General features: G+C 66.4%; 17 protein-coding genes. 3 read left to right on the top strand and 14 right to left on the bottom strand.

Features of this window, described 5'->3' with window-relative positions; translation table 11 throughout:
- Nucleotides 1–84: 84 nt before the first annotated feature.
- The 3 genes from BM002_RS06265 to ygfZ form a co-directional block, all read right to left on the bottom strand.
- A complete protein-coding gene (locus BM002_RS06265; protein WP_092778298.1) occupies nt 85–1,896 on the bottom strand; it encodes a M3 family oligoendopeptidase in 1,812 nt (603 codons plus the stop codon).
- Between the two features lie 72 nt (nt 1,897–1,968).
- Entirely contained in the window at nt 1,969–2,808 is an 840-nt protein-coding gene (locus BM002_RS06260) for a PhzF family phenazine biosynthesis protein (RefSeq protein ID WP_092778296.1), read from the bottom strand.
- 88 nt (nt 2,809–2,896) lie between these two features.
- A complete protein-coding gene (ygfZ, locus tag BM002_RS06255) occupies nt 2,897–3,604 on the bottom strand; it encodes a CAF17-like 4Fe-4S cluster assembly/insertion protein YgfZ (protein ID WP_092778294.1) in 708 nt (235 codons plus the stop codon).
- A 114-nt stretch (nt 3,605–3,718) separates the two neighbouring features.
- Here ygfZ and BM002_RS06250 point away from each other — a divergent pair, with 114 nt between their 5' ends.
- Both BM002_RS06250 and BM002_RS06240 read left to right on the top strand, forming a co-directional pair.
- Nucleotides 3,719–4,915, top strand: a complete 1,197-nt coding sequence (locus BM002_RS06250; protein WP_092778292.1) for a pyridoxal-phosphate-dependent aminotransferase family protein — start codon at nt 3,719–3,721, stop codon at nt 4,913–4,915.
- A 271-nt stretch (nt 4,916–5,186) separates the two neighbouring features.
- Complete coding sequence (locus BM002_RS06240; protein ID WP_217641148.1) at nt 5,187–5,516, top strand: hypothetical protein; 330 nt, start codon at nt 5,187–5,189, stop codon at nt 5,514–5,516.
- Here the strand turns inward: BM002_RS06240 and BM002_RS06235 are convergent.
- The 5 genes from BM002_RS06235 to BM002_RS06215 all read right to left on the bottom strand — a co-directional run bounded on the left by BM002_RS06235 (nt 5,513) and on the right by BM002_RS06215 (nt 9,997).
- Complete coding sequence (locus BM002_RS06235; RefSeq protein ID WP_092778286.1) at nt 5,513–5,770, bottom strand: hypothetical protein; 258 nt, start codon at nt 5,768–5,770, stop codon at nt 5,513–5,515. The two genes, BM002_RS06240 and BM002_RS06235, sit on opposite strands and share 4 nt — an antisense overlap.
- A gap of 74 nt (nt 5,771–5,844) precedes the next feature.
- A complete protein-coding gene (locus tag BM002_RS06230) occupies nt 5,845–6,939 on the bottom strand; it encodes a pyridoxal phosphate-dependent aminotransferase (protein WP_092778284.1) in 1,095 nt (364 codons plus the stop codon).
- Nucleotides 6,936–7,865, bottom strand: a complete 930-nt coding sequence (locus tag BM002_RS06225; RefSeq protein ID WP_092778282.1) for a 2-hydroxyacid dehydrogenase — start codon at nt 7,863–7,865, stop codon at nt 6,936–6,938. Before BM002_RS06225 ends, BM002_RS06230 begins: the two co-directional genes overlap by 4 nt.
- A complete protein-coding gene (locus tag BM002_RS06220; protein ID WP_092778280.1) occupies nt 7,862–8,275 on the bottom strand; it encodes a VOC family protein in 414 nt (137 codons plus the stop codon). The genes BM002_RS06225 and BM002_RS06220 overlap by 4 nt, the downstream gene beginning before the upstream one ends.
- 57 nt (nt 8,276–8,332) lie before the next feature.
- Complete coding sequence (locus BM002_RS06215) at nt 8,333–9,997, bottom strand: NAD+ synthase (protein WP_092778870.1); 1,665 nt, start codon at nt 9,995–9,997, stop codon at nt 8,333–8,335.
- 185 nt (nt 9,998–10,182) lie between these two features.
- Here BM002_RS06215 and BM002_RS06210 point away from each other — a divergent pair, with 185 nt between their 5' ends.
- Entirely contained in the window at nt 10,183–11,640 is a 1,458-nt protein-coding gene (locus BM002_RS06210; RefSeq protein ID WP_092778278.1) for an MORN repeat-containing protein, read from the top strand.
- A 67-nt stretch (nt 11,641–11,707) separates the two neighbouring features.
- On the opposite strand, the gene BM002_RS06205 is transcribed toward BM002_RS06210, so the two are convergent.
- From BM002_RS06205 to BM002_RS06180, 6 genes are all read right to left on the bottom strand, one after another.
- On the bottom strand, nt 11,708–13,138 hold the full coding sequence (locus BM002_RS06205) for a nicotinate phosphoribosyltransferase (RefSeq protein WP_245749143.1): 1,431 nt from the start codon (nt 13,136–13,138) through the stop codon (nt 11,708–11,710).
- 86 nt (nt 13,139–13,224) lie between these two features.
- Entirely contained in the window at nt 13,225–14,328 is a 1,104-nt protein-coding gene (locus BM002_RS06200; RefSeq protein WP_092778276.1) for an NUDIX domain-containing protein, read from the bottom strand.
- 142 nt (nt 14,329–14,470) lie between these two features.
- Complete coding sequence (locus BM002_RS06195) at nt 14,471–15,145, bottom strand: hypothetical protein (protein WP_092778274.1); 675 nt, start codon at nt 15,143–15,145, stop codon at nt 14,471–14,473.
- A 105-nt stretch (nt 15,146–15,250) separates the two neighbouring features.
- Nucleotides 15,251–16,783 (bottom strand): cryptochrome/photolyase family protein, encoded by a 1,533-nt coding sequence (locus BM002_RS06190; RefSeq protein ID WP_425431827.1) that lies wholly within the window; start codon nt 16,781–16,783, stop codon nt 15,251–15,253.
- A complete protein-coding gene (locus BM002_RS06185) occupies nt 16,780–17,427 on the bottom strand; it encodes an SDR family NAD(P)-dependent oxidoreductase (protein ID WP_092778270.1) in 648 nt (215 codons plus the stop codon). The genes BM002_RS06190 and BM002_RS06185 overlap by 4 nt, the downstream gene beginning before the upstream one ends.
- Nucleotides 17,428–17,470: 43 nt before the next feature.
- Nucleotides 17,471–18,277 carry a CE1 family esterase gene (locus BM002_RS06180; protein ID WP_092778268.1) on the bottom strand — a complete coding sequence of 269 codons (807 nt, stop codon included), beginning with the start codon at nt 18,275–18,277 and terminating at the stop codon, nt 17,471–17,473.
- Between the last annotated feature and the right edge of the window lie 96 nt (nt 18,278–18,373).

Genomic DNA, 18,373 nt, shown 5'->3' with positions numbered 1-18,373 from the left:
GCACCGGCAGGTCGTCGCGCCAGACCGGCTTTTCGGGGCCGCCATGTCCCGTCATCGTCCAACCGGACATGGCGGAGGGAATGCTCACCCCTCCATCGCCTCCAGCTCGTCGATGAAGCCTTCGATCATGCTCAACCCCTTGTCCCAGAAGGCGGGGTCGCTGGCGTCGAGGCCGAAGGGGGCCAGAAGCTCCTTGTGGTGCTTGGAGCCGCCGGCCTTCAGCATGTCGAAATACTTCTCCTGGAAGCCCTCCGGCTGGTCCACGTAGGCCGCGTAGAGGGCATTCACCAAGCCGTCGCCGAAGGCATAGGCGTAGACGTAGAAGGGCGAGTGGACGAAGTGCGGGATATAGGCCCAGAAATGTTCATAGCCCTCCATGAACTCGAACACCGGCCCCAGGCTTTCGGCCTGCACCGACATCCAGAGCGCGTCGATGGTGTCGGGCGTCAGCTCCCCTTCGCGGCGGGCGGCGTGGAGCTTGCACTCGAAATCATAGAAGGCGATCTGGCGGACGACCGTGTTGATCATGTCTTCGACCTTGCCCGCCAGCATCACCTTGCGCTGTGCGTCGTCCTTCGCCCCTTCCAACATAGCCCGGAAGGTCAGCATCTCGCCGAAGACCGACGCCGTTTCGGCCAGGGTGAGCGGTGTGGACGACAGCATCTCGCCCTGACCGGCGGCCAGAACCTGATGCACGCCGTGGCCCAGTTCGTGAGCCAGCGTCATGACGTCGCGCGGTTTGCCCAGATAGTTGAGCATCACATACGGGTGGACGGTCGTCACGGTCGGATGGGCGAAGGCACCCGGCGCCTTGCCCGGCTTCACGCCCGCATCGATCCAGCCCTTGTCGAAGAACGGCTCGGCGATGCGGGCCATTTCGGGGTCGAAACCGGCATAGGCATCCATCACGGTCTTGCGCGCTTCGGTCCAGCCGATGGTGCGGGTCTCTTCCATCGGCAGGGGGGCGTTGCGGTCCCAGACCTGAAGCTTGTCGAGGCCAAGCCACTTGGCCTTGAGCTTGTAGTAGCGGTGCGACAGGCGCGGATAGGCGGCGACCACGGCGTTGCGCAGCGCCTCGACCACCTCGGGCTCCACATGGTTGGCCAGATGGCGGCCGGCTTGCGGCGTGGGGAGGCCGCGCCACCGGTCATCGATCTCCTTCTCCTTGGCGAGGGTGTTGTGGACCCGGGCGAAGGTGCGGATGTTGCGGCCGAACACGTCCGCCACGGCGCGCGCCCCGGCCTCGCGGCGGGAACGGTCGGGGTCGGTCAGAAGGTTCAGGGTCGCCTCGATCCCCAACTCCTCGCCGTCGATGTCGAACGTCAGCCCCGCGACCGTCTCGTCAAAGAGCTTGTTCCAGGCAGAGGCGCCCACGACCGAGGTGTCGTGCAGGTATTTCTCAAGCTCGTCGGACAACTGGTAGGGCTTCATCGCGCGCAGCCGGTCGAGGGCCGGGCGATAGCGGGCGAGGTCGGCGCTGGCCGCCATCCAGCCTTCATAGACCGCATCGTCGATCCGGTTGAACTCCAGGCTGAAGAACACCAGCGGCGTGGTGAAGGTGGTGATCTTGTCCTGCATGTCGGACATGAACTTGGCGCGGTCGCCGTTCGTCGTCTGCTGGTAATAGCGCAGGCCCGCGAAGGACATGATGCGGCCCGCGATCTCGTCGATCTTCTCGTTGCGGGTGATGGCGGTCAGCATGTCGTTCGCCGAAAGGCCCGCCAGCTTGCCCTCGTAGTCGCCGGCATAGGCCGCGCATTCCGCTTCGAGCCAGGTGAGGTCCCGCGTCAGTTCCGGCGCATCCTCGGCGGTATAGAGGTCGTCGAGGTTCCAGTCGGGCAGATTGCCGAGCGGCTCGCCCCCGGTGGTGGCGTTGGCATCGAAAAGCAGGGTCATGTGGGCCTCGTGTGATCTGGGTCTGGCCTTAGGTAGGGCCTTGCGAGCCGGACGGCAAACCCCGTGGCGCGATCAGAGGGGTCGGGTGCGCCCCGCGACGCGGACCGGCGCCCCGGGCGTGTCGCTTGTGGTCACGGTCAGGCGGGACGGCGCGCCCATATCCTCGCCCTGGCGGATGGTGAAGGTGCCGCCCCCACGCAGGGCGGGCCAGTCCAGATCGACCAGCGCGCCCGCAAGCGCCGCCGCCGCAGCACCCGTTGCCGGGTCTTCCAGAACGCCGCCGATGGCAAAGGCATTGCGGGCGGCGAATTCGGTGTCGGATGTCCTGTGCAGAAGGCTGATCGTGGTCAGGTCATGGGCTGCCATCAGGTCGCGCCCCGCCGCGAGGTCGTAGTCCATCGTCGCCAGCCGCGCCCGGTCGCGCAGCAGCACGACGGCGTGTTGAACCCCCGCGTGCGCCAATGTCGGGGGCAGCGCGGAGTCAAGATCGTCAGGTAGCAGCGAAAAGAGGTCCAGCACCTCGGAGAGAAGCGCCGAGTCCAGCGGTCGCGACCATGTGGGCGGCGAGGTCAGTTCAGCCTCCCAGTCCCCGTCCACCGCGCGGGCCGTCACCGTGATGTTGCCGCCGCTCAGCGACAGGGCATAGGTTCCGGCGCCGAACCGCGCGCCCAGTTCCGCGCCCAAGGCGATGGTGGCATGGCCGCAGAACGCGACCTCTGCTTCGGGCGAATAATAGCGCGTGATCCAGCGGTCGCCGATTGGCGCGGCAAAGACCGTCTCGGAATAGCCGATGTCGCGGGCGATGGCCTGCATCGTGGCGGCGTCGGGCAGGTGATCGGCGAGGGCGACACCGGCGGGGTTTCCGCCCCGGTCGTGATCGGCAAAGGCGGCGATGCGGCTGACGACTGTCATGGCGGATCCTTGTCAACGGGCGTTTCGGGCAAGCTGGCGAAAGGCGTGCCAAATGGCCAACGACGATCCGTCATGCGACGTATCACGCTCAGGCCAGGTGGACGGGTCCCGCCGCTGTCTCCATCCCCTCGGCCCGATCGAAGCGCAGATAGGCCAGCGCGCGGTCGCCCGAGACGGTGTGGACCGTGCCCACGGGTTTGCCGCCCGAGGTGATCGCCGCACCCTGTGCCACGGCCCCCTGCACCCGGCCCAGACCTTTGCGCAGCTCGGTCTTGTGCTTCATGCGGGCGGTGACTTCCTGCCCGACATAGCAGCCCTTGCGGAAATCGACGCCGCCCAGACGCTCGAAGCCCATTTCCAGGATGTAGCTTTCGTTCGGGATCAGTTCGATGCCGCTTTCGGGGATCAGGTGTTCGACCCGGGCCGCGTCGAAATCGCCGGTCTCTCCGGTTGCGCCATAGTGCCGCCAGCCCATGCCGGGGCGCGGATCGGGCAGGGCCCCGTCCGGCGCATCGCCCAAACCCCGCGCGACGCTCATCCCGCTGTCGTCGATGGCGACCGCCGCCCGCAGGCGGTACATGCCAAGCCGCTGCACCAGACCGGGGGCCAGACCGGCGTCGACATCGAGGTAGCAGGCATCGCCGTCCTGAAACGTGAGGAAATCGGCCAGATACTTGCCTTGCGGCGACAGCAGGGCGGCATAGCCCAGACCCGTCTCGGGCACGTCCCGCGTCAGCAGGCCATGGAGAAATTTCGCCCGGTCGGTGCCGGACACTCGGAGGATCACGCGCGTCATGAGACACAGATAACCATGCCTGCGCCCGCGCCAAGCCCCCTTGCGCGATCACGCAGCGCGTTGACGCCCCCGCGGGCCGCGCGTAGCCAAGTCGCGATTGCCCCAGGAGTTCCCATGACGCTTGCCAACGGTCCGCAGACCCTCGCCATTCCCGGCCCGTCCATCATTCCCGACCGCGTTCTGCGCGCCATGCACCGACCTTCGCCCAACATCTATCAGGGGCCTCTGGTGGACCTGACGCATTCGCTGATTCCCGATCTGAAAGCGGTGGCGCAGACGGCGCACAACGCCACGATCTATATCGGAAACGGCCATGCCTCGTGGGAAGCGTCGCTGGCCAACACCCATGCGCGCGGCGATCTTGTGCTGGTGCCGCGGACGGGCAGTTTTGCGGACGGTTGGGCCGAGGTGGCGCGCTGCATGGGCATCCGGGTGGAAATGCTGGACTTCGGCAATCGCACGGCGATGGACCCGGCCGCCATCGGTCAGCGTCTGCGCGACGACAAGGCCCACGAGATCAAGTCCGTCCTTTGTGTGCATGTCGACACTTCGTCGTCGCTCAAGGCCGATCTCAAGGCGATCCGCGCCGAGATGGATGCGGCGGGCCATCCCGCCCTGCTTCAGGCCGATTGCATGGCCTCGCTCGGCTGCGACGAGATGCGGATGGATGATTGGGGTGTCGATGTCGCCTTCGCGGGCTGCCAGAAGGGGCTCATGACCCCGGCGGGCATGGCCTTCGTCTTCTACAACGACCGCGCCGCCGCCGCGCGCGACCGGTCGGACCTGGCTACCTTTTATTGGGACTGGCGGCCGCGCACGAACCCCGAGGTCTACTTTCGCTATTTCCAGGGCACCGGCCCGACCCACCATCTCTTCGGCCTGCGCGAGGCGCTGGACATGATCGTCCACGAAGAGGGGGTCGAGAACGTCTGGGCCCGCCATGCGACGCTTGCCGGTGCCCTGCACGCCGCCTTCGAGGCCTGGGAAGCGCCCGGCGGGCTGGAGCTGAATGTCCGCAACCCCGCGCACCGCAGCAACGCCGTCACCTCCGTGCGTCTGCCCGAACATGGCACGCGCCTGCGCACGTGGGTCGAAAAGCAGGTCGGCCTGACCCTTGGCATCGGTCTGGGCATGGCCCCAATGGGTGATCCGGCCTGGGACGGCTTCTTTCGGGTGGGCCACATGGGGCACGTATCGGGCCATTCCATGATGGGAACATTGGGCGCAATCGAGGCAGGCCTTGCCGCACTGGACCTGCCCTATGGCCAGGGTGGCCTCGCCGCCGCCGCAAAACGCATCGCAGGACGCTGATCTTTCGACGATTTCGTGTTCTGACGTAGCGTCACATAGTCCGGATGCCTAAAAGTTGCCTCAAAGTTGCCCAGATGATCGGGCCTAACAGGGGCAGAAGTCAGGGGGCTGAATTCTGGGGTCTTGCGGTGACATCACCGTGGGCCGGAACACAGGGGATGTCGTCTTGAACCAAGCGACTGATAAGCCGTCTGCCGCGATCGCCTTGCCGGTCATCGTGTTTCGATCCGCCCGCTTGCGCACCACTGCGGCTTGCATCGCAATGGCCGTGATGTGGGTGCCCGTCTTGTCGACGTGGATACAGGTCCATGCTCGCATGGATGCCTCGGGCACCGACAGATCCTTGTCGGAGGTGGCCTCGGTCACCCACTCCGGGGACGAGCTGGTCTTTAATGCATCGTCGTCATCGCCGGTCTCGAATGAAGCGGTGATCTATGCGCCCGTCACGCCCGAAGAGATCACGGATGCAAGGCTCAGCCCGATCAGCGTGCCGAGCGTGCCGAGTGGCCCGACGACGCGTGTGGCATCCGCGGCGGAAAGCGATCCCGCAGACCGCCTGCGCGGCCTGACCCGTGCGGGTCAGCTGGGCCAGACGAACTAGACGTCCCGATCATCTCGACGGCTGTGGTGGCGCGCGATTGCGGCCGCCACGCGCGCCTCCCATGCCGCCGCGGCCTCTGCGCGTTTCCGACCGAAATGGTGGATCGCCCCGTGGAGTGCGGCGCAGATCAGCAGCGCGACCGCATAGCCCCAGATGCCCCAGACAACGACAAGCCCCGTCACCAGCGACAGGTAAAACGCGCCGAGAAACGCATTGGTGTAGTCTTCGACCCGGCTGAACGGCCCTTCATTCATCGCCAAAACTCCCGCGTGGCGATGATATTACTCAATTCTGCGCAACGGGAAAGACCCGGTCCGGCGATGCGGCACTATCCCGCAAGGGCCGCGGGCAAGGCCCGGCGCAGGATGGACATCTCGGCCTCGGGTCCGCAGGAAATCCGGATGCAGCGATCGAGGGGCGCAACCCCCGGCATGCGGACGAAGACCCCTTCGCTCAGCAGGCCTTGCAGGACCGCGCGCCCCCTTGCGCCGTCGCCCCCGCAATCGACTGCGACGAAATTCGTGGCCGAGGGCAGGGGCGTGAGGCCGCAGTCGCGGGCGATCTCGGCAATGGTGTCGCGCGACCGGGCGACGTGTCCCACGACCTGCGCCATCCAGTCCTGATCGGCGAGGGCGGCCAGTGCCGCCGCCTGTGCGACCCGGCCCAGACCGAAGTGATTGCGCACCCGGTCGAAGGCGGCGATCAGCTCCGGGTGGCCGATGGCATAGCCGACCCGCAGCCCGGCCAGGCCATGCGCCTTGGAGAACGTGCGCATCCGGATCACCCGCCCATCCGCCGGGTCCAGCGGCGGGATGACCCTGGCGGGGGCAAGATCGGCATAGGCTTCATCCAGGCAGAGCAGCGTGCCTTCGGGCAGGCCGTCGATCATCCGCTGGACGGCATCGGCCCCGTGCCAGCTGCCCATCGGGTTGTCGGGGTTTGCGAGGTAGACAAGCTTGGCCCCCACCTCCCGCGCCTTGGCCAGAAGGCCGTCGATGTCTTCGTGATCGCCCCGGTAGGGCACGGTGTGCAGCGCCCCGCCGAAGCCCGCCACGTGGTAGTTCAGCGTCGGATAGCCGCCCTGCGACGTGACGACCGCATCGCCGGGGCCGACCAGCAGCCGCACGAGGTAGCCGAGCAATCCGTCGATCCCCTCGCCGGGCAGGATGCAACTGGCCGGAATGCCATGATGCGCGGCCAGCGCGTGGCGCAGGTCATGGGCTTCGGGGTCGCCGTACATCCAGGCCTCATCCGCCGCCGCCGCGATGGCGGCCCGGGCCCGGGGTGACGGGCCGAACCCGCTCTCGTTGGCGCCCAGGCGCGCGATGAAGGGGCCGCCCCGGGCGCGCTCCTGCGTCTCGGGCCCGACGAAGGGGACAGTCGCGGGAAGCGATGCCACAAGGGGGGTCAGACGATGTGTCATTGCAGGGCCTCCGTTCGGTCGACCAGGTGCAGCAACGGCTCACCCGCCTCGCCGCGCCGGATGTTTTCGGCAATCACCCCGGCGGCCGTCGCGGGCCGCGTGGCCGAGGCGATATGCGGCGTGATGGTCACCTTGGGGTGGGTCCAGAAGGGATGGTCGCCGGGCAGGGGTTCCACCCGAAAGGTGTCGAGCGTGGCGTGGCCAAGGCGGGGCAATTCGGCCAGAAGGGCCGCGTCATCCACCAGAGCGCCCCGTCCGGGGTTCAAAAGCACCGCGCCGTCGGGCATCCAGCCGAGCGTTCGCGCGTTCATCAAGCTTTCGGTCGAGCGGGTCAGCGGTGTCAGCAGAACGGTGATGTCCGCCCCCTGCAAGGCGGTGCGCAGGCCGTCATCGCCCGTGACACTCGTTACGCCGGATATGTTGCGCGGGCTGCGCGACCAGCCGGTGACGGGAAAGCCGAGCCCGGCCAGAACCGACGCACAGGCCGATCCGAGCGCGCCCAGGCCCAGGATCGCAACCGGCCGGTCGGCGGCCAGCGGGGGGGCGACGGGGGTCCACCCGGTCTTGGCGATATGGGCATCCATCCCGAGGTGATGGCGCAGGACGTGGCCCGTCACCCATTCGACCATGCCCTGCGTCAGCCCGGAATCCACCATGCGGGCCAGGGGGGCGGTCAGGGTGCGATTGCCTTCGACCAGTTCGACACCGGCCCAAAGGCTCAGCACGCCTTTCAGCCGGGAAAACCCCGAGAAATCCTGAAGCGGGCAACTTGGGGCATAAACGATCCAGTCGATCCCGGTCGGGTCGGGGGCATCGTCGAGCGTCAGGATCTCGTGCGCGACGGACCGCGCCGCCAGGGCGGCGGGCAGAAGATCACGGTATTCGGTCCAGGTCTTGGCCGAGGCCGCAAACAGGATCCGCGTCATCTGGCGAAGGCCTGCCGTTTCACATCGGCCATGCCCTTGATCTCTATCGGGTTGCCGCAGGGGTCCAGCAGGAACATGGTCGCCTGCTCTCCGGGTTCGCCCTTGAATCGGATCATCGGGTCCAGCACGAAATCCTGTCCCGCCGCCTTGAGGCGTTCGGCAAGGGCGGTCCAATCATCGAGGTCCAGCACCACGCCCAGATGCGGCATCGGCACCATCTGATCGCCCACCTTGCCGGTCGGCGCGTGGTCGAAGGGTTTGCCAAGGTGAAGGCTGATCTGGTGGCCGAAGAAATCGAAATCGACCCAGGTGTCGGTCGACCGCCCCTCGGTGCAGCCAAGCCTGTCGCCATAGAAGGCGCGGGCGCGGTCCAGGTCGGTCACGTTGTAGGCGAGGTGGAAGATGCTCATGTCTGGCCTCCTGAAAGCCCGGTGGTGTCTGCAAGACGCGGTTCGGTGATAGCCGCCCTAGCCCGGGTCGCGCCAGCGGTTCACGATGGGATAACGCCGGTCGAGCCAGAAGGCCCTTTGCGTCAGGCGTGCGCCGGGCGCCGATTGGAAGCGCTTGTATTCGCTGAGATAGATCAACCGCTCGACGTGTTTGACGACATCGTGGTCGTGGCCTGCGGCGACGACTTCGGGCACCGACTGGTCCAGATCGATCAGCCGTTCCAGAATGTCGTCGAGCACGGGATAGGGCGGCAGGCTGTCCTCGTCCTTCTGATCGGCGCGCAGCTCGGCGGACGGGGGCTTGTCGACGACACGCTCGGGCATCACCTCGCCCCTTGGTCCCAGGAAACCGTCGACGAAGTTGGCGTTGCGCCAGCGGCAGGCCTCGAAGACCTGCATCTTGTAGAGGTCCTTGATCGGATTGTAGCCGCCCGCCATGTCGCCATAGATCGTGGCATAGCCGACCGCGACCTCGGACTTGTTGCCCGTGGTCAGCAGCATCGCGCCGAACTTGTTGGACATCGCCATCAGAAGCAGGCCGCGCAGGCGCGACTGGATGTTTTCCTCGGTCAGGTCCGGCGTCGTTCCGGCAAACAACGGACCAAGGGCTTCGGTCACCGCCGCGCGCGGCCCCGAAATCAGCAACGTGTCGAGACGGCAGCCCAGACGGTCGGCAACGCCGCGCGCGTCTTCCAGCGAATGGTCGGAGGTGTATTCCGAGGGCAGCATCAGGCAGTGCACGTTGTCAGGCCCCAGGGCGTCGACCGCGATGGCCGCGACAATCGCCGAATCGACACCGCCCGACAGCCCCAGGATCGCCTTGGAGAACCCGGCCTTGGCCATGTAGTCGCGCAGGGCCAGCACCATGGCCTGGTAATCCGCTCCGGCCCCCTGCGGCTGTGTGACGCGGTCGCCCGGTTGCGCCCGCCAGCCGTCGTCCGTCTGCTCGAAATGGACATGGACGATCGCCTCTTCAAAGGACGGCAGATGGTGGGTCAGCGACCCCGGCGGGTTCAGCACGAAGGACGAGCCGTCGAAGATCTGATCGTCCTGCCCGCCTACCATGTTGAGGTAGACCAGCGGCAGGCCGGTCTCGACCGTGCGGGCGACCATATGGCCATAGCGCACGTCCTGCTTGCCGCGAAAATACGGCGAGCCATTGGGCACCAGCAGGATTTCGGCGCCCGTTTCGGCCAGCGTCTCGGCCACGTCGTCGAACCAGGCATCCTCGCAGATCGGCGTGCCGATGCGGACCGGCCCGATGGTATAGGGGCCTGAAATGTCGCCGGACGTGAAATTCCGCTTTTCGTCGAATACCTTGTAGTTCGGCAGGTGATGTTTGCGCACCTCGGCGACGATCCGGCCCTGGTGTGCCACGACCCAGACGTTGAAAGGCTTGTCCCTGCCTTCGGGCCAGGCGGCCAGGCCGATGCCAAGGGCCGGGCCATCGGCGCAATCGGCCACCAGACGGTTCAGGACGGCACGGGCATGGGCGACGAAGGCGGGTTTGCGGATCAGGTCCTGCGGCTGGTACCCGGTCAGGAACATCTCGGGCAAGGCGACCATGTCGGCGCCCGCATCGCGGGCCGTGGTCCAGGCGGCGCGGGCCTTGTCCGCATTCCCCTCGAGATCGCCCATCACGGGGTTCAACTGGGCCATGGTCAGGTGGAACGTGGCGGACATCAGGCTCTCCGGGGCAGGCGTGGGCGGCATTCGGTTTCCCCTAGCGCGCCCGCGCGCCGGGGGAAAGGACGGCAATCTGTCGCCCGTCTGCCATATTTCGATCCCCTTTTGTGTTCTCTCGTTGCTCTGAAGGCCTGATTTGCATAGCCTTCGCGGCAATCGACAATCCCAAAGGGGGCGAGCGGATGAAGTGGCTGATCGGGGCGAGTGTCCTGTTGGTGCTGGCGGGGCAGGCCGGCGCACAAGAGGTTGTCACCAAGCAATACGAAGGTGGCGGTGTCTATGAGGGCACGTTCCGCGACGGGGTCCAGCATGGCACCGGAACATATACCTTGCCATCGGGCTATACCTACACCGGCCAATGGGTCGAGGGAGAGATCCTGGGCCTGGGCCGCGCGGAGTTCGCCGACGGCTCGGTCTATGAGGGCGAGTTCGAAAAGGGCGAGCCCAATGGCAAGGGCACGATCACCTTTGCCGACGGGGCGACCTATACCGGCAATTGGGTCGACGGCGCCATCCAGGGCGAGGGCGTGGCCGATTATGCCAACGGCACCCGGTACACCGGCGCGTTCACCAATGCGATCCACGACGGCCAGGGTATCATGGAAGCCCCGAACGGCTATCGCTACGAAGGTGGCTGGGTCCAGGGCGTCAAGCAGGGCGAGGGGCGGATCACCTATCCCGACGGTTCCACCTACGAAGGCGGCATGTCCGACAACGTCCGCTCGGGTGTCGGCACGTTGCGCACGCCCGATGGCCTGACCTATGCGGGCACCTGGGAAAACGGCCAGATGAACGGCGAGGGCGTGCTGACGCAGGCCAACGGTGACGTCTATGAAGGCAGCCTGTCGGGCGGCAAGCGCCAGGGCGAGGGCCGCGTGGTCTATGCCAACGGCGACACTTACGAAGGGTCCTTCGACAACGACCTGCGCCATGGCCAGGGCACGTTCACCGGCACCAACGGCTATGTCTATGTCGGCGCCTGGGTCGAGGGCCGGATTGAGGGCGATGGTCAGGTCACCTATCCCGACGGCTCGGTCTATGTGGGCACGTTCAAGGACGATCTGGCCGACGGTCAGGGTAAGATCACCTATGTCGACGGCGCGACCTATGAAGGCGGCTGGAGCGAGGGAGTCATCAACGGCGAGGGCCGCGCCACCTATCCCAACGGGCTGGTCTATGAAGGCGGCTTCCTGAACGCGCAGAACCATGGCTTCGGCGTGATGACGTTCTCGGATGGCTACCGCTATGAAGGCGAATGGCAGGACGGGCTGCGCCACGGGCAGGGCAAGGCGACCTATGCCGACGGCACCGTCTATGAGGGCGGCTTCATCGCCGGTCAGCGCGAGGGCATGGGGTCGATCACCATGGCCGACGGCTTTTCATATACTGGCGGCTGGATCGGCGGTCAGATCGACGGCGAAGGGACCGCGACCTATGCCAATGGCGACATCTACGAAGGGTCGTTCCGGGGCGGTCGTCGCGAGGGGCCGGGCACCATGCGCTATGCCACGGGCGAAGTGGAAACCGGTCGGTGGGAAAACGGCGACCTGGCCGAACGCGCGGTCGGAACCGCAAGCCCCGCCGCCGCCGAAGGCGCGGCCGAGCCTTCGACACCCGTCCCGGCCGGCAGCGACGGCTGACACCGACCAGATTTGAGACATCAACAAGGCCCGCGGCAGGGATGCCGCGGGCCTTGGTCTTTTCGATTCAGGTCAGACGCGCCCGTGCCCGGATCTGATCGAAGGTCTGGACGCGCAACAGCCGACCATCCTCGAACACCGGCAAGAGGGCATCCGCGCCCGGCGGGATGTTGGCGGCCGGGCGTGCGACCATCTTGCCGCTGTCGCTGACGAAGGTGCCCTGCACCCCCTTCTTCGACCGCTTGGCCCCGCCCGCCGTCACCGGATCCTTGAAGATCGGCTGCCAGTCGCCACCGCCGATGCGGATGGCCGAGGCCTTCATCGAGAAGCCGAAGCAATCCCGGTTCACCTGTTGCAGCAAACCGCCGCCCATGCCGAAGGCGATGTTGCCGATGGCGAGGCCCCGCTCGATCATGCGGTCCATGATCCGGATGATCGAGTGCCGGTCGATGCCGTCCCCCTGGATCACCCGTACCTTCGGGTTGAGCAGGCGGAAGCCCTGCGGCGTCATCCCGGACCCGAAGACGGTCATCAGCGCCTCGATGGTCTGCGGCACGATCTCCATCGGGTCGCCGCTGTCGGGGCGCACCACCAGAACGCCGTCACGGGCCAGCACCTTGTCGCGCAGCGACCCGCCCCAATAATCGCGGATGGCGCGGAACAGGTCATAGCTGTCGGACACGCAGGCCACGAGGCCGGTCGGATTGGCGTCGAGCAACCGCTCCATCTGCTGCACTTCTCCGGCTTCGCCCAGGGCGGTCATCACGCTGTGCTCGGTCGCAGGGATCGAGAAGCCTGCCATGTCGGCGCCGTAAACCTTGCGCGCCAGCATCAGCGCCGGAAACGTGTCGGTGCCCATGGACGACACAAGGTGCGCCGCGCCGCCGATGGCCGCCGACTCGAGGCTGCTGACACCCCGCGCGCCGAAGTCGTGCAGCTTGAAGGGCAGACCGTCGTCGCTGCCGTCGGTGCGGATCAACCGGGTACGGATCTCGCCCATGACGTGCCGCGACAGGCTGGCCACGGTGGTGCCGTACCAGGTGGCGCGCAGCAGGCGGGTCTCCAGGAACGAAGTCAACGCGGCAAAGCCCGGTTGCGTGTTGGTCACCCGGAACAGCGGCACGCCCACGAGGGCGACGGTGCCTTCGGGCAGGGCGTCGATACGTACCGGCAGGCGGCCGCCCAGATCGGTCGCCACCCGGGTCCACATGGCGCGGTCGAAGGGCAGGCCGTGGGCGGCGGCCATCTCCGCCCCCTCCTCGACCATGGGCAGGGTCACGGCCTGACCGGCCAGTTTCAGAAGTTCCGCCTGAAGGCCGAAGAACACCACATCTTCGATCCCGTCCCAGGCCTTTCGCGCCTCGGCATAGCTGGAGATGTGAGTCGTGCCTTCGGGGTATTGCGCCCCGTGGGACAGCTTGTAGCTATCGCAATCGGCGATCGGGTTGATGGCGGGCATGAATGCCTGCGGCACGAAGGGGGTTGCTTGGTCTTTCATTGTCCGGGCCTCCTTGGCGAATGGACGGGGATACCGGTGGCGGACCTCCCGCCTCCGGGTCTTGACTGCCGCTCGGGGCAGATGCGTCAGCTTTGCGCCATCAGCACCGAGCGGTAGGCAAAGGGAATGTCGGGGATCAGGTCCTGAAGGATGTCGAAATGGTCCTCGAACATCGTTTCGGGCGTGATCTCGGCAATGGGCATCCAGATGGCGCGGGCGGCATCGTCGCCTCCCTTGATCCGGTCGAGTTGGCCCGGCTTGGCGTCCAGCTCGATCAGGAAGGCCTCGGTCCGGACCCATCCGCGTTCGGACCGGTCGGGGTGGTCGAACACCCGCGACGCACGGATCGAGGCGGCGATGACGGGGCGCGGCACCGACAGATGCGTTTCCTCATAGAGTTCGCGCACTACGGCCTGGCGCGATGTTTCGTCCGGGCCGATGTGCCCGCCGGGTAACGCCATGAGACCGCGACCGGGGGCGTTGCGCCGCTCCACCAGAAGGACATGGCCGGATTTCACCACGACCGCGTCGGCGGCATTGGCCGGGATCGGATAGCCCAAGACCCTTTCGGCCGCGGCGACCTTGGCGCGATAGGCGCGCACGTATTCGCCCTCGTGCCGGACCAGATCGGCGGCCTCGGGGTTGGCGGCCAGCCATGTGGCAATCGCCTCGCCCGTGCAGGCCGACGACTCCAGGCCTTCGCCAAAGAAGATCTCGTCCCGAAGGGCGGTCGCGTTCAACACCTCGCCGCGCACCAGATAGGGTTCCGCCGCGTCGGTCTGCCATTCGGGGAACCAGCGCAGATAGGCGGACGACATGTCCTTTTCGAACCCGATCAGGCGGACCTCGGTCGTCTGCCGGTCCCACCCGAGTTGGGCCAGCTGCGTGTTGACAGCGATCCGCACGTTCGATGCCCAGGCCCGGTCATTGTAGAGCGTGTCCACCAGTGGACTGATGTGGACGCGCGCCGCATCGACGCCGCCCCGGGGCAGGGCCGCACGGATGAACGACCGGCGTTCGGCATAGGTGAAGGGGTTCTTGTAGCTGCGCGGGCGATACGCGCTCCCGACCAGGATCAACGTCGCGTCCGAGACCGCAAGCGCGGACTTCAGAACGAACAGGTGACCGTCGTGGAAGGGTTGGAAACGTCCGATATAGACGGACAGCGTCCGGGGTTTGGCCTGTGCCATGGTTGCGACCTCCGCAAACTCTGAATGCCGCGCGGACCTCCCGCGAGACACTGGTTTGCTAGCCGAAGGGGTCGCACCGCGCAAGACCGGACATCGTTCGCCCGCGCGCAAGCCCGAGGGCCTGTTTGCAAGGCGTCGCGTCTCAGTGCTTGGGAAGATGGCGCGAGATGTCGGCCCAAAGTCCCTTGGCGCTCGGCCGTTCGGGGATGTCGACGATGGGCACATTTGCGTCCAGCAGGGCGTCGATCATGATCAGATGCCGCGTCGGCGTTACCTTGTTGTCGCGCAGCAGGGCCATCAGGGGCCGACCATGACCATCGGCCACGACATAATCGGCGATCAGATTGCTGAGCGGGTCGTGGAATTCATGCGCGATGTCGGAGGTCAGGAAGGCCTGAACCGCCACGCCGGCATGCAGGGTGCAATCGGGCGCCTCGGCCTCGATCCGGTCGGCGATCCAGTTGTAAAGCTTGGCCTGGATCGGCGTCATCAGCGGCTTGACGTGGACCGACCCCTCGGGGACCGGGTCGGCATTGGGCAGGACGCGCGACTGCACGCGCGGCTTGGTTGTCACCACGCGAGACACCTCCTTCTGCTTGCCGGGCAGGGCGCGGGATTTCGCCCGCGACAGGGCATTGCGCGCTCCGGACCATTCATTGGCCCAGCTTCCCGATCCGCGAAGGTCGTCGTCCTTCTTCTTTTCCGGCTTCGTTTCGTCGGCCGCGTCGGCCTTCGATCCGGCGGTTTGACGCAAACCGGCGACGCCGCCTTTGGCAAGGCGGGTGACGGTCTTGATCATCAGACGGTCAAGTTTCATGGCGCATTCCTCATCAACACGAGGTGTGTTCGATAGTCTCAGCATCGAAACTGACGCAGCTACAGGGCGGAATTGAGGCCGCTCAGTGGAAAATGGGCGGTGAAATCAGACGCGCGCGCCTTGATCCAGGCGATCGAGCACCTTTTGCGCGCCCTCAAGCACCTCGGCCCGGCGGTCTTCGTCCATCCTGTCCCAGGTGCTGTACATCTGTGCCATCCGCGGGTTGTCGGAAAACCGGTCACGATGCCGGTCGAGGAAATGCCAATAGAGCATGTTGAAGGGACAGGCGCCGTCCCCGACCTTCTGGCTGACCGAATAGGCGCAGGATTTGCAGTAGTCCGACATCTTGTTGATGTAGTTGCCGCCCGAGACATAGGGTTTGGAGCCGACCACCCCGCCGTCCGCAAATTGAGACATGCCGATCACGTTGGGTGCCTCGACCCATTCGTAGGCATCGGCATAGACCACCAGGTACCATTCATGCACCTGATGCGGGTCGAGACCGGCCAGCAGGGCGAAGTTGCCCGTCACCATCAGGCGCTGGATGTGGTGGGCATAGGCCTGATCCATGGTCGTCGTCACCGCCTCGGAGACGCAGGCCATGTCGGTGTCCCCGGTCCAGTAGAACTCGGGCAGGGCGCGGCTGTGGTCGAGGGCGTTGCGGGTCGTATAGTCTGGTCCTTCGCGGAAATAGATGCCCCGGATGTATTCGCGCCAGCCGATGATCTGGCGGATGAAGCCTTCGACGGCATTGAGCGGGGCATCGCCGTCCTTCCACGCCTGCTCCGCCGCCTCGCAAACCTCGCGCCAGCCAAGAAGACCCGCGTTGATATAGGGCGACAGCAGGGCGTGGAACATGAAGGGCTCGCCCTTGACCATGGCGTCCTGAAAGTCGCCGAAGGTGGGCAGGCTGTGTTTCACGAAATGAGCCAGCGACGCCAGCGCCCCCTCTCGGTCGGTGGCAAACCAGAAGTCATCGAGACTGCCATAGCGGTTGCCGAAACGTGCCCGGACCAGGTCGATGGCCTCTTCGGTGATCTTGTCGGGCGCATGGCGCAGGGGGCCGGGCGGGTTCAGGCCGTCCTTGGGCGGTTTGCGGTTGTCGTGGTCATAGTTCCATTTGCCGCCCTCGGGCTTGTCGCCGTCCATCAACAGGCCGGTCTTGCGCCGCATGTCGCGATAGAACCATTCCATCCGCAGTTCCTTGCGCCCTTCGGCCCAGGCCTCGAAGTCGGCGTGACTGGCCAGAAAGCGGTCGTCGGGGAACATGTGAACGGGGATCGGTGCGTCCTCCAGCGCCGCGATCAGGCGGAATTCGCCGGGTTCCGTCGCGATGGCCTCGGTCGCGCCCATGGCCTCGGCGGCGCGGAGCAGTTCGCCCGGAATGGAATGGGTGTTGTCGACATCGTCGAGCGGGGTGTAGCGCACCGTCCAGCCGTCCTTGCGGAGCGCGACGGCATGCTTGCGCATGGCAGCGAACAGAAAGGCGATCTTGCGCGGGTGATGGGGGACGTAATCCGTCTCGGCCTGCACTTCGGCCATGACGATGGTGTCTCGTTCGCGGTTGCCCTCGCGCAGGGCGCTCAGGTCCATCGAAAGCTGGTCGCCCAGGACAAGGATCAGGCGCGGATCGCTCACCATTCGATCCTTTCTCCGGCATAGTCGAAAAAGCCACCTGTGTCGGCGGGGGTCAGCGCGGTCAGAACACCGACCAAATTGGCCGCGGCCTCGGACGCGCTGACCTTCGGGGCCTTGTAGCCTTGGGTGAAGGGCGTCTCGACCGTGCCGGGATGGAGGGAGACGACGACAGACTGCTTGCGCTTGCGTCCGATCTCGATGGCAGCGGTATGGGTGATCTGGTTGGCGGCGGCCTTGGCGGCGCGGTAGCTGTACCAACCGCCCATCCGGTTGTCCCCGATCGACCCGACCCGCGCGGTCAGCACGCCGACACGCGCGGTGTCGGTCAGATGCGGGGCAAGGCCAGCCAGCAGCAGGGCCGGCCCGATGGCGTTGACGGCAAAGGTCCGCGCCATGTCCCCCGCGTCGATGGCATCGAGCGCCTTTTCCGGCTGCGCGCCGTCGGGGGCCAGAATTCCAGTCGCGACGAAGGCGATGTCGACGGGCGCCAAGCCGTCAAGGTGCCGCGCGACCGATGCAGGGTCCGTGATGTCGAGGCCGTCCGCGCTGCGGCTGAGGCGGGTGACCTTGTGACTTTGGGCCAGGTGGTCGGCCAGCGCCGCGCCGATGCCGCCCGAAGCCCCGATGATGAGTGCATGTTCCATGACCAGGACCTAGGCGCGTCGCGGGCCGGGTCCAGTCCCGGTCCTATGGCAAATCCCGTTCCCAGATCCGGCGGATGTAGTCGACGGAGAACCGGTGCCCGCCCGGGTGGGTGCAATATTCCAGATAGGTCCCGAGTTCCGGCGGCCCGGGCCAGCGCGTGCACTCGAGGCCCGTGGCCTCGACCCGGACGGGGGCCGACAATCCGCGGTCGGCGCGATACATGGCGATGACGTCATTCATGTCGCCCTGCCGTGTCGGGCCAATGGCGCGGCCCTCGATGGGAACGACGGTGTCGCTGGTGCCGTGGTAATGGGTGATCGCGGCATCGGTATCGCAGCGGTCGGGCGGCGTCTTCCAGAAGGTGCCGGACAGCGGGACGAACGCAAAGAACACGTCGCCCGCCGAACAGGCCACCGTCCAGGTGAGCATGCCGCCCGCCGAAAACCCGGCGAAGAGCATCCGGTCCGGGTCGATGCCGAAGCGGGTCACCACGTCGTCCTTGACGCGCAAGACATAGGCCACCTCGTCGCGCTGCGGCACCCGTCCCGCATTCGGCGAATTGGGGAGCGTCCAGTCCTCCTCGGCGCTTTGCAGCGCGACAAGCGCCACGTCAAGATCGTCGGCAAGCCCGACCAGACGTTCGTTGCGCATCGTGCCCCCGGCCGTGCCGCGATAGCCGTGCGCAAAGAAGATGGCCCCGTCGGGCGTGCCACCTTCGGGCAGGTGAATGCGGTAGGTTCCGCCCTCGACCGCGCAATCGGTGTCCTCGCCGCAGGCGGTGGCGGGCGAGGCGAAGGCCAGAAGCGAGGCGGCTGCGGCGATGCCGAGGGTGCGAAGCGCGTGTCTCATGGCGCGAAGCTAGCCTGCGGTGCAGTGGCGTCGAGGGGTTTGATCGGCTTGACCCCGATTGCCTTGACCCGTGGGGCGGACCTGTCACGATGTGGG

Source organism: Jannaschia pohangensis, from assembly GCF_900113875.1.
In the GTDB taxonomy this organism is placed as follows: Bacteria; Pseudomonadota; Alphaproteobacteria; order Rhodobacterales; family Rhodobacteraceae; genus Jannaschia; species Jannaschia pohangensis.
The sequence above is the reverse complement of the archived record's forward strand: the minus strand, read 5'-3'. Positions and strand labels throughout refer to the sequence as shown.

Coding starts and splice junctions, on each gene's coding strand:
- BM002_RS06265 (WP_092778298.1), bottom strand. CDS start 1,896: ATGACCCTGCTTTTCGATGCCAACGCCACCACCGGGGGCGAGCCGCTC.
- BM002_RS06260 (WP_092778296.1), bottom strand. CDS start 2,808: ATGACAGTCGTCAGCCGCATCGCCGCCTTTGCCGATCACGACCGGGGC.
- ygfZ (WP_092778294.1), bottom strand. CDS start 3,604: ATGACGCGCGTGATCCTCCGAGTGTCCGGCACCGACCGGGCGAAATTT.
- BM002_RS06250 (WP_092778292.1), top strand. CDS start 3,719: ATGACGCTTGCCAACGGTCCGCAGACCCTCGCCATTCCCGGCCCGTCC.
- BM002_RS06240 (WP_217641148.1), top strand. CDS start 5,187: ATGTGGGTGCCCGTCTTGTCGACGTGGATACAGGTCCATGCTCGCATG.
- BM002_RS06235 (WP_092778286.1), bottom strand. CDS start 5,770: ATGAATGAAGGGCCGTTCAGCCGGGTCGAAGACTACACCAATGCGTTT.
- BM002_RS06230 (WP_092778284.1), bottom strand. CDS start 6,939: ATGACACATCGTCTGACCCCCCTTGTGGCATCGCTTCCCGCGACTGTC.
- BM002_RS06225 (WP_092778282.1), bottom strand. CDS start 7,865: ATGACGCGGATCCTGTTTGCGGCCTCGGCCAAGACCTGGACCGAATAC.
- BM002_RS06220 (WP_092778280.1), bottom strand. CDS start 8,275: ATGAGCATCTTCCACCTCGCCTACAACGTGACCGACCTGGACCGCGCC.
- BM002_RS06215 (WP_092778870.1), bottom strand. CDS start 9,997: ATGTCCGCCACGTTCCACCTGACCATGGCCCAGTTGAACCCCGTGATG.
- BM002_RS06210 (WP_092778278.1), top strand. CDS start 10,183: ATGAAGTGGCTGATCGGGGCGAGTGTCCTGTTGGTGCTGGCGGGGCAG.
- BM002_RS06205 (WP_245749143.1), bottom strand. CDS start 13,138: ATGAAAGACCAAGCAACCCCCTTCGTGCCGCAGGCATTCATGCCCGCC.
- BM002_RS06200 (WP_092778276.1), bottom strand. CDS start 14,328: ATGGCACAGGCCAAACCCCGGACGCTGTCCGTCTATATCGGACGTTTC.
- BM002_RS06195 (WP_092778274.1), bottom strand. CDS start 15,145: ATGAAACTTGACCGTCTGATGATCAAGACCGTCACCCGCCTTGCCAAA.
- BM002_RS06185 (WP_092778270.1), bottom strand. CDS start 17,427: ATGGAACATGCACTCATCATCGGGGCTTCGGGCGGCATCGGCGCGGCG.
- BM002_RS06180 (WP_092778268.1), bottom strand. CDS start 18,277: ATGAGACACGCGCTTCGCACCCTCGGCATCGCCGCAGCCGCCTCGCTT.